Annotated in this window: 9 protein-coding genes and 1 riboswitch; of the genes, 6 read left to right on the forward strand and 3 right to left on the reverse strand. The window is 67.1% G+C overall.

Annotated features, from left to right (window positions below; genetic code table 11):
• Positions 1 to 6 precede the first annotated feature (6 nt).
• Both BMZ38_RS05820 and BMZ38_RS05825 read left to right on the forward strand, forming a co-directional pair.
• A complete protein-coding gene (locus BMZ38_RS05820) occupies positions 7 to 759 on the forward strand; it encodes a GntR family transcriptional regulator (protein WP_091335260.1) in 753 nt (250 codons plus the stop codon).
• A 32-nt stretch (positions 760 to 791) separates the two neighbouring features.
• Positions 792 to 2,426, forward strand: a complete 1,635-nt coding sequence (locus BMZ38_RS05825) for a tetratricopeptide repeat-containing sulfotransferase family protein (protein WP_245747192.1) — start codon at positions 792 to 794, stop codon at positions 2,424 to 2,426.
• A gap of 142 nt (positions 2,427 to 2,568) precedes the next feature.
• Here BMZ38_RS05825 and BMZ38_RS05830 read toward each other — a convergent pair whose 3' ends face one another.
• The gene (locus tag BMZ38_RS05830) at positions 2,569 to 5,655 is read right to left on the reverse strand and encodes a TonB-dependent receptor (RefSeq protein WP_091335264.1); all 3,087 of its coding nucleotides are present in this window, start codon (positions 5,653 to 5,655) and stop codon (positions 2,569 to 2,571) included.
• Between the two features lie 316 nt (positions 5,656 to 5,971).
• A riboswitch (cobalamin riboswitch) is annotated at positions 5,972 to 6,195 on the forward strand.
• Between the two features lie 132 nt (positions 6,196 to 6,327).
• Here BMZ38_RS05830 and btuB point away from each other — a divergent pair.
• Together btuB and BMZ38_RS05840 are read left to right on the forward strand one after the other, a co-directional pair.
• On the forward strand, positions 6,328 to 8,178 hold the full coding sequence (gene btuB, locus BMZ38_RS05835; RefSeq protein ID WP_091335662.1) for a TonB-dependent vitamin B12 receptor: 1,851 nt from the start codon (positions 6,328 to 6,330) through the stop codon (positions 8,176 to 8,178).
• 219 nt (positions 8,179 to 8,397) lie between these two features.
• Positions 8,398 to 11,580: an efflux RND transporter permease subunit gene (locus tag BMZ38_RS05840; RefSeq protein ID WP_091335266.1), complete on the forward strand. Its 3,183-nt coding sequence runs from the start codon at positions 8,398 to 8,400 to the stop codon at positions 11,578 to 11,580.
• Positions 11,581 to 11,584: 4 nt separating this feature from the next.
• Here the strand turns inward: BMZ38_RS05840 and BMZ38_RS05845 are convergent, their stop codons facing one another.
• On the reverse strand, positions 11,585 to 12,877 hold the full coding sequence (locus BMZ38_RS05845; RefSeq protein ID WP_091335267.1) for an MFS transporter: 1,293 nt from the start codon (positions 12,875 to 12,877) through the stop codon (positions 11,585 to 11,587).
• Between the two features lie 37 nt (positions 12,878 to 12,914).
• On the reverse strand, positions 12,915 to 13,520 hold the full coding sequence (locus BMZ38_RS05850) for a DUF2239 family protein (RefSeq protein WP_091335269.1): 606 nt from the start codon (positions 13,518 to 13,520) through the stop codon (positions 12,915 to 12,917).
• 145 nt (positions 13,521 to 13,665) lie between these two features.
• Here BMZ38_RS05850 and BMZ38_RS05855 point away from each other — a divergent pair, with 145 nt between their 5' ends.
• On the forward strand, positions 13,666 to 15,042 hold the full coding sequence (locus tag BMZ38_RS05855) for a M16 family metallopeptidase (RefSeq protein ID WP_091335271.1): 1,377 nt from the start codon (positions 13,666 to 13,668) through the stop codon (positions 15,040 to 15,042).
• The gene (locus BMZ38_RS05860) at positions 15,039 to 16,511 is read left to right on the forward strand and encodes a M16 family metallopeptidase (protein WP_091335272.1); all 1,473 of its coding nucleotides are present in this window, start codon (positions 15,039 to 15,041) and stop codon (positions 16,509 to 16,511) included. Before BMZ38_RS05855 ends, BMZ38_RS05860 begins: the two co-directional genes overlap by 4 nt.
• The last annotated feature ends 14 nt before the right edge of the window (positions 16,512 to 16,525 follow it).

Here is a 16,525-nt window from a genome sequence, read left to right on the forward strand (position 1 = left end):
TTCGGTATGGAAACCGCGCTCGCCGCCGAATACCGCCGCCTTTGCGAAAGCCCGCAGACGCGCCAGCCGCTAGCCTACCTGCGCCTGCGCCGGGCGATCCGCACCGTGGTGGAGCACCGCGATATCGAACCTGGCCAGGCGCTGCCGAGCGAGCGGGACCTTTCGCAGGCGCTCGGCCTGTCGCGCGTCACCGTGCGCAAGGCGATCGCCGGCCTCGTCGAGGAAGGCTTGCTCACGCAGCGCCACGGTGCCGGCACTTTTGTCGCCGAGCGCATCGTCAAGCCGATGTCGCGGCTGACCAGCTTCACCGAGGACCTGCGCGCGCGTGGCCTGAACCCGCGTTCGGAGTTCTTCGAGCGCGGCATCGGCGAGGTGACGCCGGAAGAAGCGATGGCGATGAACCTGTCGCCCGGTGCGGCGGTGGTGCGCCTGCACCGCGTGCGCTACGCTGGCGACGAGCCGCTTGCGATCGAGCGCAGCGTGGTGCCGGCGAGCGTGCTGCCCGACCCGATGCTGGTGCGCGATTCGCTCTACGAGGCGCTGGAACGACGCAACTGCCGTCCCCGCCGCGCGCTGCAGCGTCTGCGCGCCGTGTCCCTGGGCGCCCAGCACGCCCGCCTGCTGCACGTGGCCACCGGCAGCGCCGGCCTGAGCATCGAGCGACGCAGCTTTCTCGACGACGGCCGCGTGGTGGAGTTCACCAGCTCTTGGTATCGCGGCGACATCTACGATTTCGTGGCGGAGCTGCACACGGACTGAGGGCGCGGCCTGGTCACGGGTATCATCGCCTCATGACCATTTCGCGCGATTCAATACTTCTCGATGGCCTTCGCCAACGTGCAAAGGCTCATATGGACGACCAGGATTGGCAGGGCGCGCAAACGGTGCTCGAAGCCATCGTACGGCAGGCACCAAATGATTTGGCTTCGAGTATCAGGCTTGCCGACACGTTGTTCAGACAGGGCCAATTACAAGCCTCGACACGGCCGCTGCTGCAGGCGATGAGGTGCCTCCCGCGGGATGCGCCCCTCATCACCGACCTTACGCAGCACTTGATCGCGCGCGGTCAAACCAATGCGGCCCGCGCCTGTCTCGACATGCTCGAGCAGGCGCCGAACCCCCCAGCCCCATTGCGGGTGGTCCAGGCAAATCTGCGTCTCATGCTTGGTCAGTTTCGAGAAGCGCTTGCATTGATCGAGAAAGCGGTTGAAGCAGGAGCGGACGGGCCCGGTGAAATGCGACTGCACGGCATGCTGCTCCATTTCAATGGTCGCTCCGAGGCCGCATGCTCCGTGTTGGAAGAGTGTCTCCGACGATGGCCCCAATACGGCGAGGCAGCCGCAACCCTCGTCGACCTGCGCAAGCAGCGACCCGATGTACATCGCCTGCCGCAGCTGTTGGAGCAGCTGCAGCTATTGCCCGAGCGGCCGGAAGATCCCGGCCAAGCGCTTGTTCGCGCTGAATTCGAATACGCCGTCTTCAAGACGCTGGACGACCTCGATCGCCCTGAGCAGGCCTGGCAGGCGTTATCACGGTGCAATGCCTTGATGCATAGGCTCAATCCCTATCGTGCAGATATGGAGGAGGCGACAGTGGATGCGCTGGTCCACATGACGCTCCCTCGACAGGGAACCGCCGAACCCGTGCGCCCAGAAGGTCCTACGCCCATCTTCATTGTTGGCATGCCTCGCTCCGGCACTACCCTGCTGGACCGAATTCTCTCCAGCCATTCTCAAGTGGCTTCTGCGGGCGAAATCGTCGACTTCTGGCGGCAGTTGCATTGGGTTGCAGATGTCGTCCCTGCAAATGACGGCAGCCTGTTGCGCATTGCGAGGCAAGGTGATGACATTGATTTCGAGCAACTCGGCCTGCGCTATTTAAAGCAGACCCAATGGATGGCACGCGGACGACGGTTCTATGTCGACAAGCTGCCGGGAAACATCCAGCTCGTCGCTTTTATCCGCCGCGCATTGCCCCATGCACCGGTCCTGCATATGGTTCGGGATCCCATGGACACGTGCTTTTCTAACTTCAAGGCCATGTTCGGCAACATTTCGCCCTACAGCTACGATCTCAAGGCGTTGGCCCACTATTACCTCCTGTACACCCGCTTGGTGAAGCATTGGCACGAGACGCTGCCAGGCGCCATGCTGGACGTGTCTTATGCCTCACTGGTTCGCAGTCCCGAGACGGTCGTAAGGCAAGTGCTGTCTCACTGCGGGCTGGAGGTCGAGGAAGCTTGCCTGCGCCCGGAGCGGAATGCAGATCCCGTCGCAACCCGCAGTAGTGCGCAGGTGCGGGAGTCAATTCACATGAAGGGGCTCGGCCGTTGGCGCGATTACGCCCTGCAGTTGGAACCCTTGCGTGAGGCGCTCGCCGCAGGCGGCTGCTCAGTTACCTCGCTAGACGATACCGATTTCTGCTGAGTCGACTCGACTAGAGACCAAGGGATGGCATGACCCTTGCCCCCAATGCGGGAAAGCCTGGCCTGGCCAGATTGGCTCGCTCCAAAGAAAAAACCACCGGCCTTTCGACCGGTGGCTTCATGGCTGAGGTCAGCCCGAACTATCAGTAGTCGTAAGACACCGACAGACGCACCATGCGCGGTTCTTCATAGAAGATCGGCTGGTTGTAGGTGTTGTTGATCACGTGGTCGCCCGCCTCACCGGCCGGGTCATACTGGATGCCACGCTGCTGGTTGAACGCGTTGAAGATGTCCATGTTGAAGGCCAGCTTGTGGTCCGCAAACGCCGGCGTGTAATGGATGCCGAGGTTGAGCGGGAAGGTCCACGGCGTATGGCCCGGATCGCCCGGATGGACAATCTTGCCCGCGCACCAGTGATAGTTGCCCGAACCGCCGTTGTTATAGCCGGTCGGGTCGCCGCTGGCATCCGGGCCGTAATAGCCCAGGCACTCCTTGGCAACACCGGACTGGGCCAGCATGGTGGCGGACACCAGCCATTCCGGCGTGACCTGGTAGTTGCCGCGGAGGCGGATCTGGTGCTTGCGGACGTTGAACAGTTCGCCGTACTGGCCCTGCATCAGCTCGGCCGAATCCCAATCTTCGGTCTTGGACACGTCGCCCTGGCCGAAGTCGGAACGCACCTGGCCTTCCGTGTTGCCGAAGCCGCGGCTCCAGGTGTAGTCGATGCGAGCCTGCCACTTGCCGTCGAACGGATGCTCCATGTACAGGTTCAACGAACCGATCTTGCGAACCGCACCGCGATCGAAGCCCCAGTCCTTCGTGCTCATCGAAACGAGCTGGTCGGGCGCGCCGCTGCCGGCATTGCCCCTGACCAACATGGTGTTGGTCTGACCGGGATTGAACAGGCGGCAGTAGGACGCACCGTACAGCGAATCATAGTAGTTGGTGGTATCGATGCCCATGCTGGTCATCTTGGCGTCGATGCGGCCCGGCGAGCACTCGTCGTCGATGGCGGCCTTCAGATCACGCCACATCGCCTTGGCACCGTAGTTCCACTGCTCGTTCAGCTGCTTGTCGAAGCCCAGGATGAACTCGTCCACGTACTCGGGCTTGAGGTTGCGAGCGGTGACTTGCTGCGGGTCCTTGGGCAGGCCCTGCTCGCCGTCCGGCGAGACAATCGCACCACCGGTGCTGTCGTTGCGCGGGGTCAGACCGGTCGGTTCGCCGGTGGCCGGGTCGATGCCGGTGTAGTCGAAGTTCTGGGTAAGGTAGGTCGAGACGTTGGCCGCACGCTCGGCTGCGTTGTCCGGCAGCGCGAGGTAGTAGCGGCCCACGTTGCCATAGATCTTGAAGCTCGAGTCGCCGTTGACGTCCCAGCTGGCGCCGATACGCGGTTCCCACTGGTTCTTTTCGTCGACGAAGGCGATGCCCTGGTCGTTGTTGTTGGTGAAGTGGTCGTTGCGGATGCCGACGTTCAGCAGGAACGTGGGGCTGATCTGCCAGGCGTCCTGCAGGTAGTAGGCCTTCTGCGTCATGGTCATGCTGGTCTGCCAGCCAACCTGACGTGTCTGCACATAGTGCTCGCCCGTCTTGCTGATCAGGTAGCGCCAGTAGAAGTTCTGCGCAGGGTTGCTCGGATTGACGAACGACGGACCCTGGTTCTTGGCACCGTAGGACATATTGTCGATACCGACCGACAGGTCGTGGTCGCCAAGCTTGTAATCAAAGTCAACGCGCAGACCATGAGTGTTGTTCGTCGCCGCGTTCGACGACCAGGTCGTATTGGTCTGATTGTTGTTGATACCGAGGTCGCTGGTACCGGGGGGCAGGAAGGCCGGGTTCTCGTTGTACGGACGCGAAATGAACGGCAACGGGCTGGTGTTGCCGTAGATCGTCGGATCCTGGAACTTCGCCTTGCCGTACAGGATGCTCAGCGTGGCGTTATCGGTGATGTAGCTGGTGAAGTGGCCAACGTAGAACTGCGCGTTGTCCTTGCTTACGTCATTGTTGGTGACGAAAGCCCCCGACTGCAGAGTGTCATAGTCGAAGTCGTAGGTCCGGCCGGTACCGTAGCTCTGGCGGTTCTTCAACGCGGTCAGCTCGAGCACGTTGTTGTCGGTGATGTTCCAGTCCAACTTGCCGTAGAACTTCGTGTTCTTGTCGGTGTTGTAGGCGACCTTGCTGGTATCGGTGTTCTGGACGTCCGTGCTCTGCGTCTTGCTGGTCTCAGCCGCCAAGAACATGAACAGCTTGTCCTTGATCAGCGGACCACCGATGTAGGCGGAGTAGACGGTCTCCCACTCCTTGTTGTCGTTGCGGTACTGGCGCAACGTGCCCGGGAGATCAGGACTCTGCAGCTGGAACGGTGCGCCACCCACCGGCGCCGGGATAGCCGGATGTCCGTAGTAGTTGTTCCGCGGGCTGGCTTCGAGGTAGCGCGGCTGCCAGACGACCTGGCCACCGAAATGCCACTCGTTGGTGCCGCGCTTGCCGATCTGGTTGATCACGCCACCATCGGAACGGCCGTACTTGGCGCTGTAGCCACCGGTCAGCGTTTCCTGCTGGTCGATCGCGCCATAAGGCAGCTGGAAACCGCCGATGTTCTTGTACGGCTCGCCCGTGTTGTAGCCGTTCACGTAGTAAGCGTTCTCGGACACGCTCGAACCGCCGAAGGCGATCGCATTGCCGCCATTGGCGAAGTAACCGCTACCACGGACCGTGCTGGGAGCCAGCAGCGCAATCGACTCGGCGCTGCGCTGCACCGGCAGCTTGGCCAGGTCGGCCGCGGTGATGATAGTGCTGGAGTTGACGCTGGTCACGTCGATGGCGGGCAGCGCGCTGGCCACGACCTGCACGGCGCCGAGGTTCTGTGCATTTTCCGCGCTCGCGGCGGCGGCGAAGGGCACGTTGGTACCGCCACCCGGCGAAACGGTGACGTTGTCCTGCGTGGCGAGCACCTGGCCATCCTTGCGAAGGCTGACCGTGTAGCGACCGACCGGCAGCCCGTTGACCGAATAACGGCCACTGGCGTCGACGGTCACTTCGCGGGTGGCGCCACTGGCGCCCTGGACCACGACGGTTTCGCCGGCAGCCACCGGCGCGGTACCGAAGATGCTGCCGGTGGTGGCCTGGCCGAGGGCGAGGCCGGTAAAGCCGAGGCCCATGGCCATCGCCACCGTCAGTGCAGTGCGACGAGGCAGGGCCCCGCGCGACATGTAACGCTTATTCATCGAAAGATCTCCCCAGATCGACCCATTAGACGAGTCATGTAAAAACCAAGTGGCAGGGCACGACGGCCAGCACACCGGATACCAACGAAAGACGCTTTCCTGTTACCCCGGGATACGGTCAGTACCGTTCGCCGGTCTCGCCCCAAGCGTTCCATTCGTCGCCCGCAAACCACGCAATCACGATGATTCGCTGAGGCAACCTACCGCCATGCGTAACGCAATGTCAACTTTTTCTTAGCAATTGCAGCAAAGAAAAATCTTGCGCTCCGCAAGGACGGATCTGCAGAAAAAAACCAAACGCGGCCAGCTTTTAGGTAAGATCCGCGACGTTTCGGGTGTCCCACGGCGTTCAGCCGGAGGGATGAAACGGGAAGCCGGTGCGTTGTGCGATGCACGACCAGGCCGGCGCTGCCCCCGCAACGGTAAGCGAGTCAAGGGACGGCCCCAAGCCACTGTGCCACGCGCATGGGAAGGCACCGCCCCGGCAGGCCCCGGCCTGCGCCCGCGAGCCCGGAGACCGGCCCGAAGCGTTGCCTGGTGGACCTGCGGTGGGCGGGCCGGACCTCGTGCATGGCCCGCGCCTGCCCGTCGTTCCCCCTTCCTTTCGCCGCGATCGGCCAGTTCATCCATCGCATGGCCGTGCGTGGGCGCGCGGCCGAGGAACGCACACATATGAAGAAGACCCTGCTCGCCGCCGCACTGTGCGGCAGCACGTTCGCCGCACTGGCGGCGGACGCGACCGACACGGCCGCGCTGGCCCCGGTGATCGTCACCGCAACGCGTACGGCAATAACGGTGGACGACGCGCTGTCGTCCGTCACCGTGATCACCCGCGAGGACATCGACCGCCTGCAGCCGGTGTCGTTGATCGACCTGCTGCAGGGCCTGCCCGGGGTGAGCTTCGTCCAGTCCGGCGGGCTGGGCCAGCAGAGCTCGCTGTTCCTGCGCGGCACCAATTCCTCGCACACGTTGCTGCTGATCGATGGCGTACGGGTCGGCACGGTGAGCGCGGGCATTCCGGCCTTCGACCAGTTGCCGCTCGACCAGATCGAGCGCATCGAAGTAGTGCGCGGGCCTCGCTCAAGCCTGTATGGCGCCGACGCCATCGGTGGCGTGATCCAGATCTTCACGCGGCATGGGCCGCGCAACGGTGGCTTGGCGCCCTCGCTGCGGCTGGGCACGGGTAGTCGTGGCTACGCCGACGGCCAGGTCGGTCTGGCAGGTGGCGATGCACATGCCTGGTACAACCTGAGCCTGGGCGGCCAGTACACCCGCGGCATCAACGCCTGCCGGGTCGGCGCGGCTGAGGCCTTCGCCGGCTGCTTCGCAGACGAGCCGGATGCGGACGCCTACCGCAACCGCAATGCGCTGGCCAATGCCGGCTACCGCTGGGACGACGGCACGGAACTCGCCGCCAGCTGGCTACGCAGCGACAGCCGGGTCGAGTTCGACGGCGCCCCGTACGGCAACCAGCACCACAACCTGCAGCAGGTCGCCGGCGCGCGGTTGGTTTTCGACCCGCTGTCGGCCTGGAAGGTGACCCTGGCGGCCGGACAAAGCCTGGACCAGCAACGCACCTACAATGACGGCACGTTCGTGCGCTACGGCAACTCGCGGCGCAACGAGGCTTCCTGGCAGAACGACCTGGCGCTGGCGGACAACCAGCTGTTCACGCTCGGCGTCGACTGGCAACAGGAGCACCTGTCCAGCGACACCGGCTACCTCGCCGACAGCCGCGACGACACCGGCGGCTACGTGCAGTATCAAGGCAGCTTCGGCCGCCAGCAGATGCAGCTGTCGCTGCGCCGCGACGACAACCAGCAGTTCGGTGGCCATACCACCGGCGCCGCCGCGTGGGGCTATGCGTTCGACCACGGCCTGAAACTGTCGGCCAGTTGGGGCAGCGCCTTCCACGCGCCGACCTTCAACGACCTGTATTACCCCTACGGCAGCGGCAACCCGGATCTCAAGCCGGAAACCTCGCGCAGCGCCGAGCTGGGCCTTTCGCAGCAGCAGGCCGGCTGGCATTGGGCGCTCAACGCCTACCAGACCACCATCGACCAGCTGATCTCGCTGGATGCCAACTACTTCCCGCGCAACATCAGCCGCGCCCGCATCCGCGGGCTGGAGGCGCAGGCCGGTACGACGCTCGGCGGCTGGCGGGTGGAGGGTTACCTGACCCTGCAACGCCCGAGGAACCACGATGGCAGCACCAACGACGGCCACCTGTTGCCGCGCCGCCCCGAGCGCACCGCGCGGGTTGAACTGGACCGGCGCTTCGGTGCCTTCGGCCTGGGCACCACCGTGCTTGCGGCCGGAGCGCGCTACGACGACCTGGCCAACCTGCACCGCCTGGGCGGCTACGCGACCACCGACCTGCGTGCCAGCTACGCCTTCGCACGCGACTGGCAGCTCGAGGCCCGCCTGGCCAACGTGTTCGACCGCCGCTACGAGACGGTGTACTACTTCAACCAGCCGGGACGCAGCTGGTACCTGACGGTGCGTTACACGCCCGGGGGATGAGTTCCCGCTCAGCCACTGCCACGCCGATCGGCCGCTTTTCCGGCCCTGCCTTTCGGCAGGGGCCGGACTTCAGGCACATCCTCGATTGCACGGGCGGGGCATAACGTGCGGCATGACCCTGCCCATCCTCTGGCCCACAAACCTCGCTGCGACCACGCGCTACGCTAGCCACCCCGACGCGGCGCTTGCCGCGCAGCTTCCCCGCGGTACGGACGCCCCGTGAACATCTTCGCTCCCCTGATCCGTCGCCCGATCGGCACCTCGCTGCTCGCTCTGGGCCTGACCCTGGCCGGCTTCTGGGCCTACCTGCTGCTGGGCGTGGCGGCGCTGCCGTCGCTGGATTTCCCCGGCGTCTACGTGGTGGCCAGCCAACCCGGCGCCAGCGCGCAGACCATGGCCAGCACCATCCTGGCGCCGCTCGAACGACACCTGGGACGCATCCCCGGGGTAGACGAGATGTACGGCAACGCCCGCGAAGGCGAAGCCTCGGTGATGGTTCGCTTCACCTTCGACCGTACGGCCGACAGCGCCGCGCGCGACGTGCAGTCGGCGATCAACGCGGCGGCGCCGGACCTGCCCTCGGGCATGCCGGGCCCGCCGCAGTACTTCAAGTTCGACACCTCGCAGATCCCGATCCTGTTCATCACGCTGACCTCCTCCGGCATGCCGCAGGACCAGCTGTTCGACCTCGCCGACACCCTGCTCAAGCCGACGGTGGCGCAGATCCCCGGCGTGGCCCAGGTGCAGGTGTTCGGCGGCACGCCGCACGCGGTGCGCATCGAGCTGGACACCGATGCGCTGGCCGCGAAGGGCCTGACCGCCAACGACGTGGCCAACGCCTTGCGCGCGGCCAACGTCACTTCGCCGCAGGGCACGCTCAGCGACGGCCGCACGCAGATGACCGTCACCGCCAGCGACGGCCTGCACACGCCGGAAGAATTCGCCCGCCTGCTGATCGCCATGAAGCACGGCGTGCCCGTGCGCCTGTCCGACGTGGCCAAGGTCTACGGCGGCCAGCAGGACAAATACCAGGCCGCCTGGTTCGCCGATGCCAGCGGCAGCGCGCGCACGGTCGGCCTGCAGATCAGCAAGCGGCCGGAAGCCAATGCGGTGGCCACGGTCGAGGCGATCCGCGCCAAGCTGCCGCAGCTGCGCGGGGTGATCCCGGCCGACGTGCAGATGAATGCCGTGTTCGACCTCACCCAGACCACCAAGTCCGCCTTGCACGAAGTCGAGGTCGCGCTGCTGATCTCGATCGCGATGGTGGTGCTGGTGATGCTGGTGTTCCTGCGCCGGCTGCGGCCGACGCTGATCGCCACGCTGAGCGTGCCGCTGTCGCTGGCCGGCGCGTTCGTGGCGATGTGGGCGCTGGGCTACACGCTCAACACGCTGTCACTGGTCGCGCTGGTGCTGTGCATCGGTTTCGTGGTGGACGATGCGATCGTGGTGATCGAGAACATCGTGCGCCACATGGAGCACGGCATGCCGCCGCTGCAGGCCGCGCTGACCGGCGTGCGCGAGATCGGTTTCACGGTGGTGTCGATCACGCTGTCGCTGGTGGCGGTGTTCGCGCCGCTGCTGTTCGGCAACAACATGCTGGTGATGCTGCTGCGCGAGTTCTCGGTGACGCTGACGGCCGCGGTGGTGATTTCGGCGATCGTCTCGCTCACGCTTACGCCGGCGCTGTGCGGGCGCCTGCTCAAGCCCGAGCCGGCCAACCCGCCGCCGCCAGGGCGGATCGAGCGCGCGGTGGAGAACTTCGACCGTGCCTTGCTGCACCGCTACGAGCGCGCGCTGGACTGGGCGATGCATCATCGCCGGCTGATGCGCTGGCAGCCGCTGATCCTGCTGATCCTGACCGTGCTCCTGGGAGTGGCCGTAGGCAAGACCGCCGGCGGCACCTTCATGCCCGACGAGGACACCGGCCAGCTGCAGGCCCAGGTCACCACCGACTCCAACATCTCGCCCGCGCTGCTTACCGATCGCGTGATGCAGGTAGCCCGGATCATCAAGGAAGACCCGGCCGTCGAGGACATGCTCGTCATGCTCGGCGGACAGGGGGCCGGTACCGGCGCGGTCGGCAATTCCGGGCAGATGTTCATGGATCTCAAGCCGCGCGGCGACCAGCCGGGCGACCGCCAGACCGGTGCCAAGGAAGTGGTCGAGCGCCTGTCCAAGCGGCTGGACAAGCTGTCCGGCGTCGAGGTCGAACTCAGCGTCGCGCAGTTCCTCGGCGGCGGCGGCAGCGGCGACAAGGGCGGCCAGTACGAATTCCAGCTGGTCAGCGACAACGGTGAGGATCTGCAGCCGTGGACGCTCAGGATGGTTCACCGGCTGCGCGACATGAAAGAGTTCCGCGACGTCGGCAGCGACTTTGACCAGGCCGGCAAGCAGCAGCTCCTGAAAGTCGACCGCGAGGCCGCCGGCCGCCTTCACGTAAGCCTGGGCGACGTCGACTCGGCGCTGTACAACTCGTTCGGGCAGAACCCGGTGTCGGTGATCTATTCGGACATCAACCAGTATCGCGTCGTGCTGACTTCGGCGCGTGCCGAAACCATCAGCCCGCAATCACTGCTGAACATCCGCGTGCGCAACAGCAAGGGCCAGATGATCCCGCTCTCGGCGCTGGCGAAGATCGAGCCGAACATCGCGCCGATGCGCATCCGCCACCACAACCAGCTCGAGGCGGCGACGGTCACCTACAACCTGGCCAAGGGCGTGGACCAGCAGACGGGGGTCAAGCTGGTTGAGCAGGCGGCCTTTGCGGTGCACCTGCCCGACGGCATGCGGGTGGACTTCACCGGCACCAACCAGCAGCTGCAGCAGGCCAAGTCCAACGGCATGATCCTGCTGCTGGCCTCGATCGTGGCCATGTACATCGTGCTGGGCATCCTCTACGAGAGCCTGGGCCATCCGCTGACCATCCTCTCGACCTTGCCGGCGGCCGGCATGGGCGCGTTCCTGGCCATGCTGGTGACGCAGACGCAGCTCTCGCTGATGGCGATCATCGCGATCCTGATGCTGATCGGCATCGTCAAGAAGAACGCGATCCTGATGGTCGACTTCGCGCTGGTCGCCCAGCGCGAGCGCAGCCTCCCACCGCCCGACGCGATCCGCGAGGCCGCGCTGGTGCGCTTCCGCCCGATCACCATGACCACGCTGGTGGCGATGGGCGCGGCGCTGCCGCTGGCGATCGGCTTCGGCATCGGTTCGGAGATGCGCCAGCCGCTGGGCATCGCGATCGTCGGTGGCCTACTGGTGTCGCAGCTGCTGACCCTGCTCAGCACGCCGGCGATCTACCTGTGGGGCTATGACCGCAATATCCGCAAAGCCGCCCGGCGCCAGCGCCGCGAGGAGAAGAAGCGGCTCAAGGCGCTGGGCAGGCAGCAGACCGCCAGCTGAGGATTCAGGCCGGCGCGCCGTCCGCGCGCGCCGAGCCGATCGCCCGCAGCGCCGGACTGGCCAGGCAACCGAGGGCGATCGCGCTCAGGCTCAGGCCCGCGCCGGCGAACAGCGTGCCGAGCGATACCACCTTGAGCAAGCTGCCGGCCACGGCTGCGGACATCGGCCCGATGCCCATGAAGGTGAACATCAACAGGCTCATGGTGCGGCCCATCAGGACCGGTGGCACGCGCTGCTGGATCCAGCTGACGACAGCAATCTGCGCGATACCGGCCAGTACGCCCACGCCAGCCAGCAACCACGCGCCGTGCAGCGTGCTGTGCACCAGCGCGAGCGCTGCCAGGGCCAGGCCGGCGAGCGTGTCCATGCACAGCACCAGCACGCCCAATCGCCCGCTCGCCGCACGCGCCACCACGCGCGAGAGGAAGCCGCCGACCAGCATGCCACCGCCGTTGGCGGTCATCAGCAGGCCGAGCGAGGCGGCGCCCAGATCCAGCCGGCTATTGGCCAGCACCGGCAGGCCGACCTGGATCGGCCCGCCGACGAACGCGGTGACCACCGCCGCATAGAGCATGAACGCCCGCAGCGGCAGGTCGGCCCAGACGTGGCGCACGCCCGCGGCCACGTCGGCCAGCACGCCGTTCATGCGTGGGCGCGACTGGCCCTGGGCGGCACCGCGGATCAGCCACAGCGAACCCAGCGAAACGAGAAAGCTGGCCGCGTCGATGGCGAACGCCAGACCTAGCCGCCGCGCCTCGTCGGTGCCATGGCCCGCATGCGTGCCGATGACCAGACCGGCGAGCGCCGGGCCCACGAACAGACTCAGCTGGCGCATCCCCATGAAGAGCGCGTTGGCCGAGGACAACTGTGCCGGCACCACCACTTGCGGCAGCAGGGCCGAGCCGGCGGGGTAGGCGAAGGCGGTGGCCACGCCGATGCCCAGTGCGATGGTGTACACCGCCGGCATGCCGATGCCGCCAGCCAGCACCAGGCCGGCCAGCAGCGCGACCAGTACCGCGTTCACGCCGCGCGCCAGCAGCAGGATGCACCGCGCCGACATCCGGTCCACCAGCGCACCGCCGACGAGCATCAGGATCGCCCGCGGCAGTGCCATCGCGGCCAGCACCAGGCCCAGCGCTGCCGCGCTGCCGGTCAGCCGCAACACCAGCCACGGCAGCGCGACCAGAGTGAACTGATCGCCCAGCGCCGATACCGCGCTGCCGGCGAACAGCAGACGGAAATCACGGTTGGCGCGGAGCGCCGCCGCTGCCGGGTGGTTGGTCGTCGGGGGCTGCATGGCTCGTTCCTCGTGGCGGCGCCGGTCGCGGTGGGTGTCAGGGGGTGTGTGGTGAGCCAGGCCGGGTGCCGCCGGCCTCGTCCCATGCGATGGCGGCCAGGCGGCGCAGGTGGTCGCGCACGTCCCCCGGCCAGCTGCCGGTGAGCCGGGTGAAATGCTTGCGTTCGCCGCGCCAGAAGGCACGACTGGCTTCCTCGTGGCCGGGCAGGTGGCCGGTCATCGCCCGCATGAAATGGTCGACCGCCTCGGACGCTTCTTGCGCACGCTGCGCAGAGCCGCCCTCGCGGATCGCCTGCTCGACCAGCCGACGCAGCACCGCCGAGGCGCCGCCGGGTTGTCCGGCCAGCCAATCCCAATGGCGCGGCAGCAGGGTCACCTCGCGCGGCATCACGCCCAGCCGTGGGCGGCCGGGCCCGCGCGGCGCGGCGGGCGGGGGCTGCAGGCGGGCGAGCACTTCGGCCTCGTCGCCGCGCAGGTCGAATTCGACCGGGCGGCCGCTGCGGTCGTCGAACACCTGCACGGGGCCGGCGGCGCCGGCGTCGAGCGCGCGCTTGACCGCCAGCGCCACCTCGACGCAGGTGCCGGAGGCGAGCAGGTGGTGGCCGTCGAAAGCGGTGCAGGCCATGCTGGCGTGCGGATGCATGCTGAAAACCGAATGGGCGGGCGCGTAATTTACCCGGATTAAACTGGCCGTCAAGCAGCGGGGCCGCCCTGGCCCATCAGTCCTGCATCCGAAGCCGCGAACCCCTTGCTATGGTGCGATCTCTTTCCAAGGGAGGGATCGACCCATGCGCATGCGCCGGGCCAGCTGGCTGGCCGCCATTCCCCTGCTCGCCCTCGCGGCAGGCATGCCGCTGAAGGCGGCCGAACTGGCGGTGCCGCCGGTGCAGTACCACCAGCGCACGCTGCCCAACGGACTGGAAGTGCTCAGCATCGAAGACCATGCCAGCCCCACCGTGACCGTGCAGGTCTGGTACCACGTCGGCTCCAAGGACGATCCGCAGGGCCGCTCTGGCTTCGCCCACCTGTTCGAACACCTGATGTTCAAGAGCACCGCGCACATGCACGCCGAGCAGATGGACCGGCTCACCGAGGACGTCGGCGGGGCCAACAATGCGTCCACCGGCGACGACATCACCAACTACTACGAGGTGATCCCCAGCAACTACCTGCAGACGCTGCTGTGGGCCGAAGCCGAGCGGCTCTCGAACCTCAACGTGGACGAGAAGAACTTCAGGTCCGAGCGCGCCGTGGTGGAGGAGGAATACCGCCAGAGCGTGCTGGCCAACCCGTACGGCAAGCTGTTCAACTCGATCGACCCGCACTCGTTCACGGTGCACCCGTACAAGCGCCCGACCATCGGCAGCATCGAGAACCTGGAAGCGGCGTCGCTGCAGAACGTGATCGACTTCCACCGCACCTTCTACCGGCCGGACAACGCCACCCTGATCGTCGCCGGCGACTTTGACCCCAGGCAGCTCGATGCCTGGGTCGACCGCTACTTCGGCTGGATCCCCAAGCCGGCCGCGCCGGTCCCGCAGGTGACCGTGCAGGAGCCGGTACGCACGCAGGACAAGCGTTACACCGAGACCAGCGCCAGCGCGCCGCTGCCGGCGCTGGCGATCAGCTGGCTGATCCCGCCCGCGCGCGACGCCGACACGGTACCCCTGCAGGTGGCGTCGGCGCTGCTCTCGCAGGGCGAGTCCTCGCGCCTCTACCAGGCGCTGGTGTACCGCGCGCAGGTCGCACAACAGGCGGGCGCCCAGGTCGATGCGCGGGTCGGGCCGGGATTGTTCGTCGCCTACGCCATCCTCGCCAGCGGCCACAAGCCGGCCGAGGCGGAGAAGCTGCTGCTCGCCGAAATCGCCAGGCTCGCCAGCCAGCCGATCCCGGCCGCCGAACTGGACAAGGTCAAGACGCAGCTGCTCACCAGCGAGATCAAGGGTCGCCAGACGGCCCAGGGCAAGGCGTTCGGACTGGGTCAGGCGGCGCTGATCGAGGGCGATCCGGCGCGCATCAACGGCGACCTGGTCGCACTCCAGCGTGTCAGCGCGGCCGACGTGCAGCGCGTGCTCAGGCGATACGTGACCGGCGCACACAGCGTCACCATCGACTACCTGCCGCAGGCCAAGGCCGCCGGCGAACTCCAGGGAGTTGCCCGATGAACCGCCTGACCCGTACGCGCCTGGCCGTCTTTACGGCCGCCTTGTTTTGCGCCGGAACCGCGGCCGCCGTCGATTTCCCTACTGCGCCGCCGCCCCCGGGGCCTGCGCCCACGCTGTCGCTGCCCACGCCGTCGAGCCAGCTCCTGCCCAACGGCCTGGAGGTGATCAGCATCCAGCGCGACGGCCTGCCCCTGGTCACCGCCGAGCTGTTGCTCCGCCAGGGCAGCGCCATGGATCCGCAGGGCAAGGCAGGGCTGGCCCAGCTCACCGCGACCCTGCTCACCCGTGGTGCGGCCGGCCGCAGCGCGCCGCAGATCGCCGCAGCAGCCGAAGCACTGGGCGGCTCGCTGGACGCCGAGGCCGGCTGGGATCACAGCAACGTCGGCATCACCGTGACCACGCCCAGGCTGCCGGCCGCGCTGGCACTGCTGGCGCAGGTGACGCGCCAGCCCGACTTCGCCGCACCGGAACTCGAGCGCGCACGCGCCCAGGCGCTGGACGACCTGCACCTGGTCCTCAGCCGGCCGACCCGGCTGGCTGCGCTGGCCGCCAGCCGCGCCGTGTTCGGCGAGGGCGCCTACGGCCATGCCTCCGCCGGCACGCCCGCGTCGCTCAAGGCGATCGGACGCGTCGACGTGCAACGCATGCACGCGGCCATCTACCGGCCTGACGATGCCGTGCTGATCCTCACCGGCGACATCGCGCCGGCACAGGCGCGCGAGCTGGCGCGGCAGAGCTTCGGCAACTGGGCCCGCCCTCCGGCGCCGCTGGCCCCGCTGCCGCCCGGCAAGGGCAAGGGCGTGTTGCCGCCGGTGCTGCTGGTCGACCAGCCCGGTGCCGGCCAGGCCGGCGTGGTGGCCGCGCATGCGGCACCGCCGCGCAAGGACGCGGAGTTCTACGTCGGCACGGTCGCCAACGCCGTGCTGGGCGGCTCCTATTCGTCGCGGCTGAACGAGGAGATTCGCATCAAGCGCGGGCTTTCCTACGGTGCCGGCAGCGACCTTGACGGCCGCCGTGGCACCGGCCTCTGGCTCGCGTCGGCGCAGACCAAGAACCCCTCCGCGGCGCAGGTGGTCGACCTCATGTTGGGTGAATTCGCGCGCCTGGGCCAGGTGCCGGTGCCGCCCGACGAGCTGGCGGCACGCAAGGCGACCCTGATCGGCGGCTACGGCCGCAGCCTGGAAACCACCGCCGGTCTGGCCGGCCAGCTGGAAGAGCTGGCCACCTATGGCGTGGACCTGGCCGAGATCGGCCGCTACATCGACCGCGTGCAGGCGGTAACGCCAGCGCAGGTGCAGACCTACGCCCGCGCCCACCTGGATCCGGACTCGAGCCACGTGGTCGTGGTCGGCGACGCGGCCCAGTTCGACGCGGCGCTGCGCAGGGCCCATCCGCAGGCGGTGCGGCTGGAGGCCGCTTCGCTCAACCTGGACAGCCCGACGCTCGGCACCGGCAGAAAACCTGACTGACCCCACGGTGCAAC

This window comes from Frateuria terrea (assembly GCF_900115705.1).
Classification (GTDB): domain Bacteria; phylum Pseudomonadota; class Gammaproteobacteria; order Xanthomonadales; family Rhodanobacteraceae; genus Frateuria_A; species Frateuria_A terrea.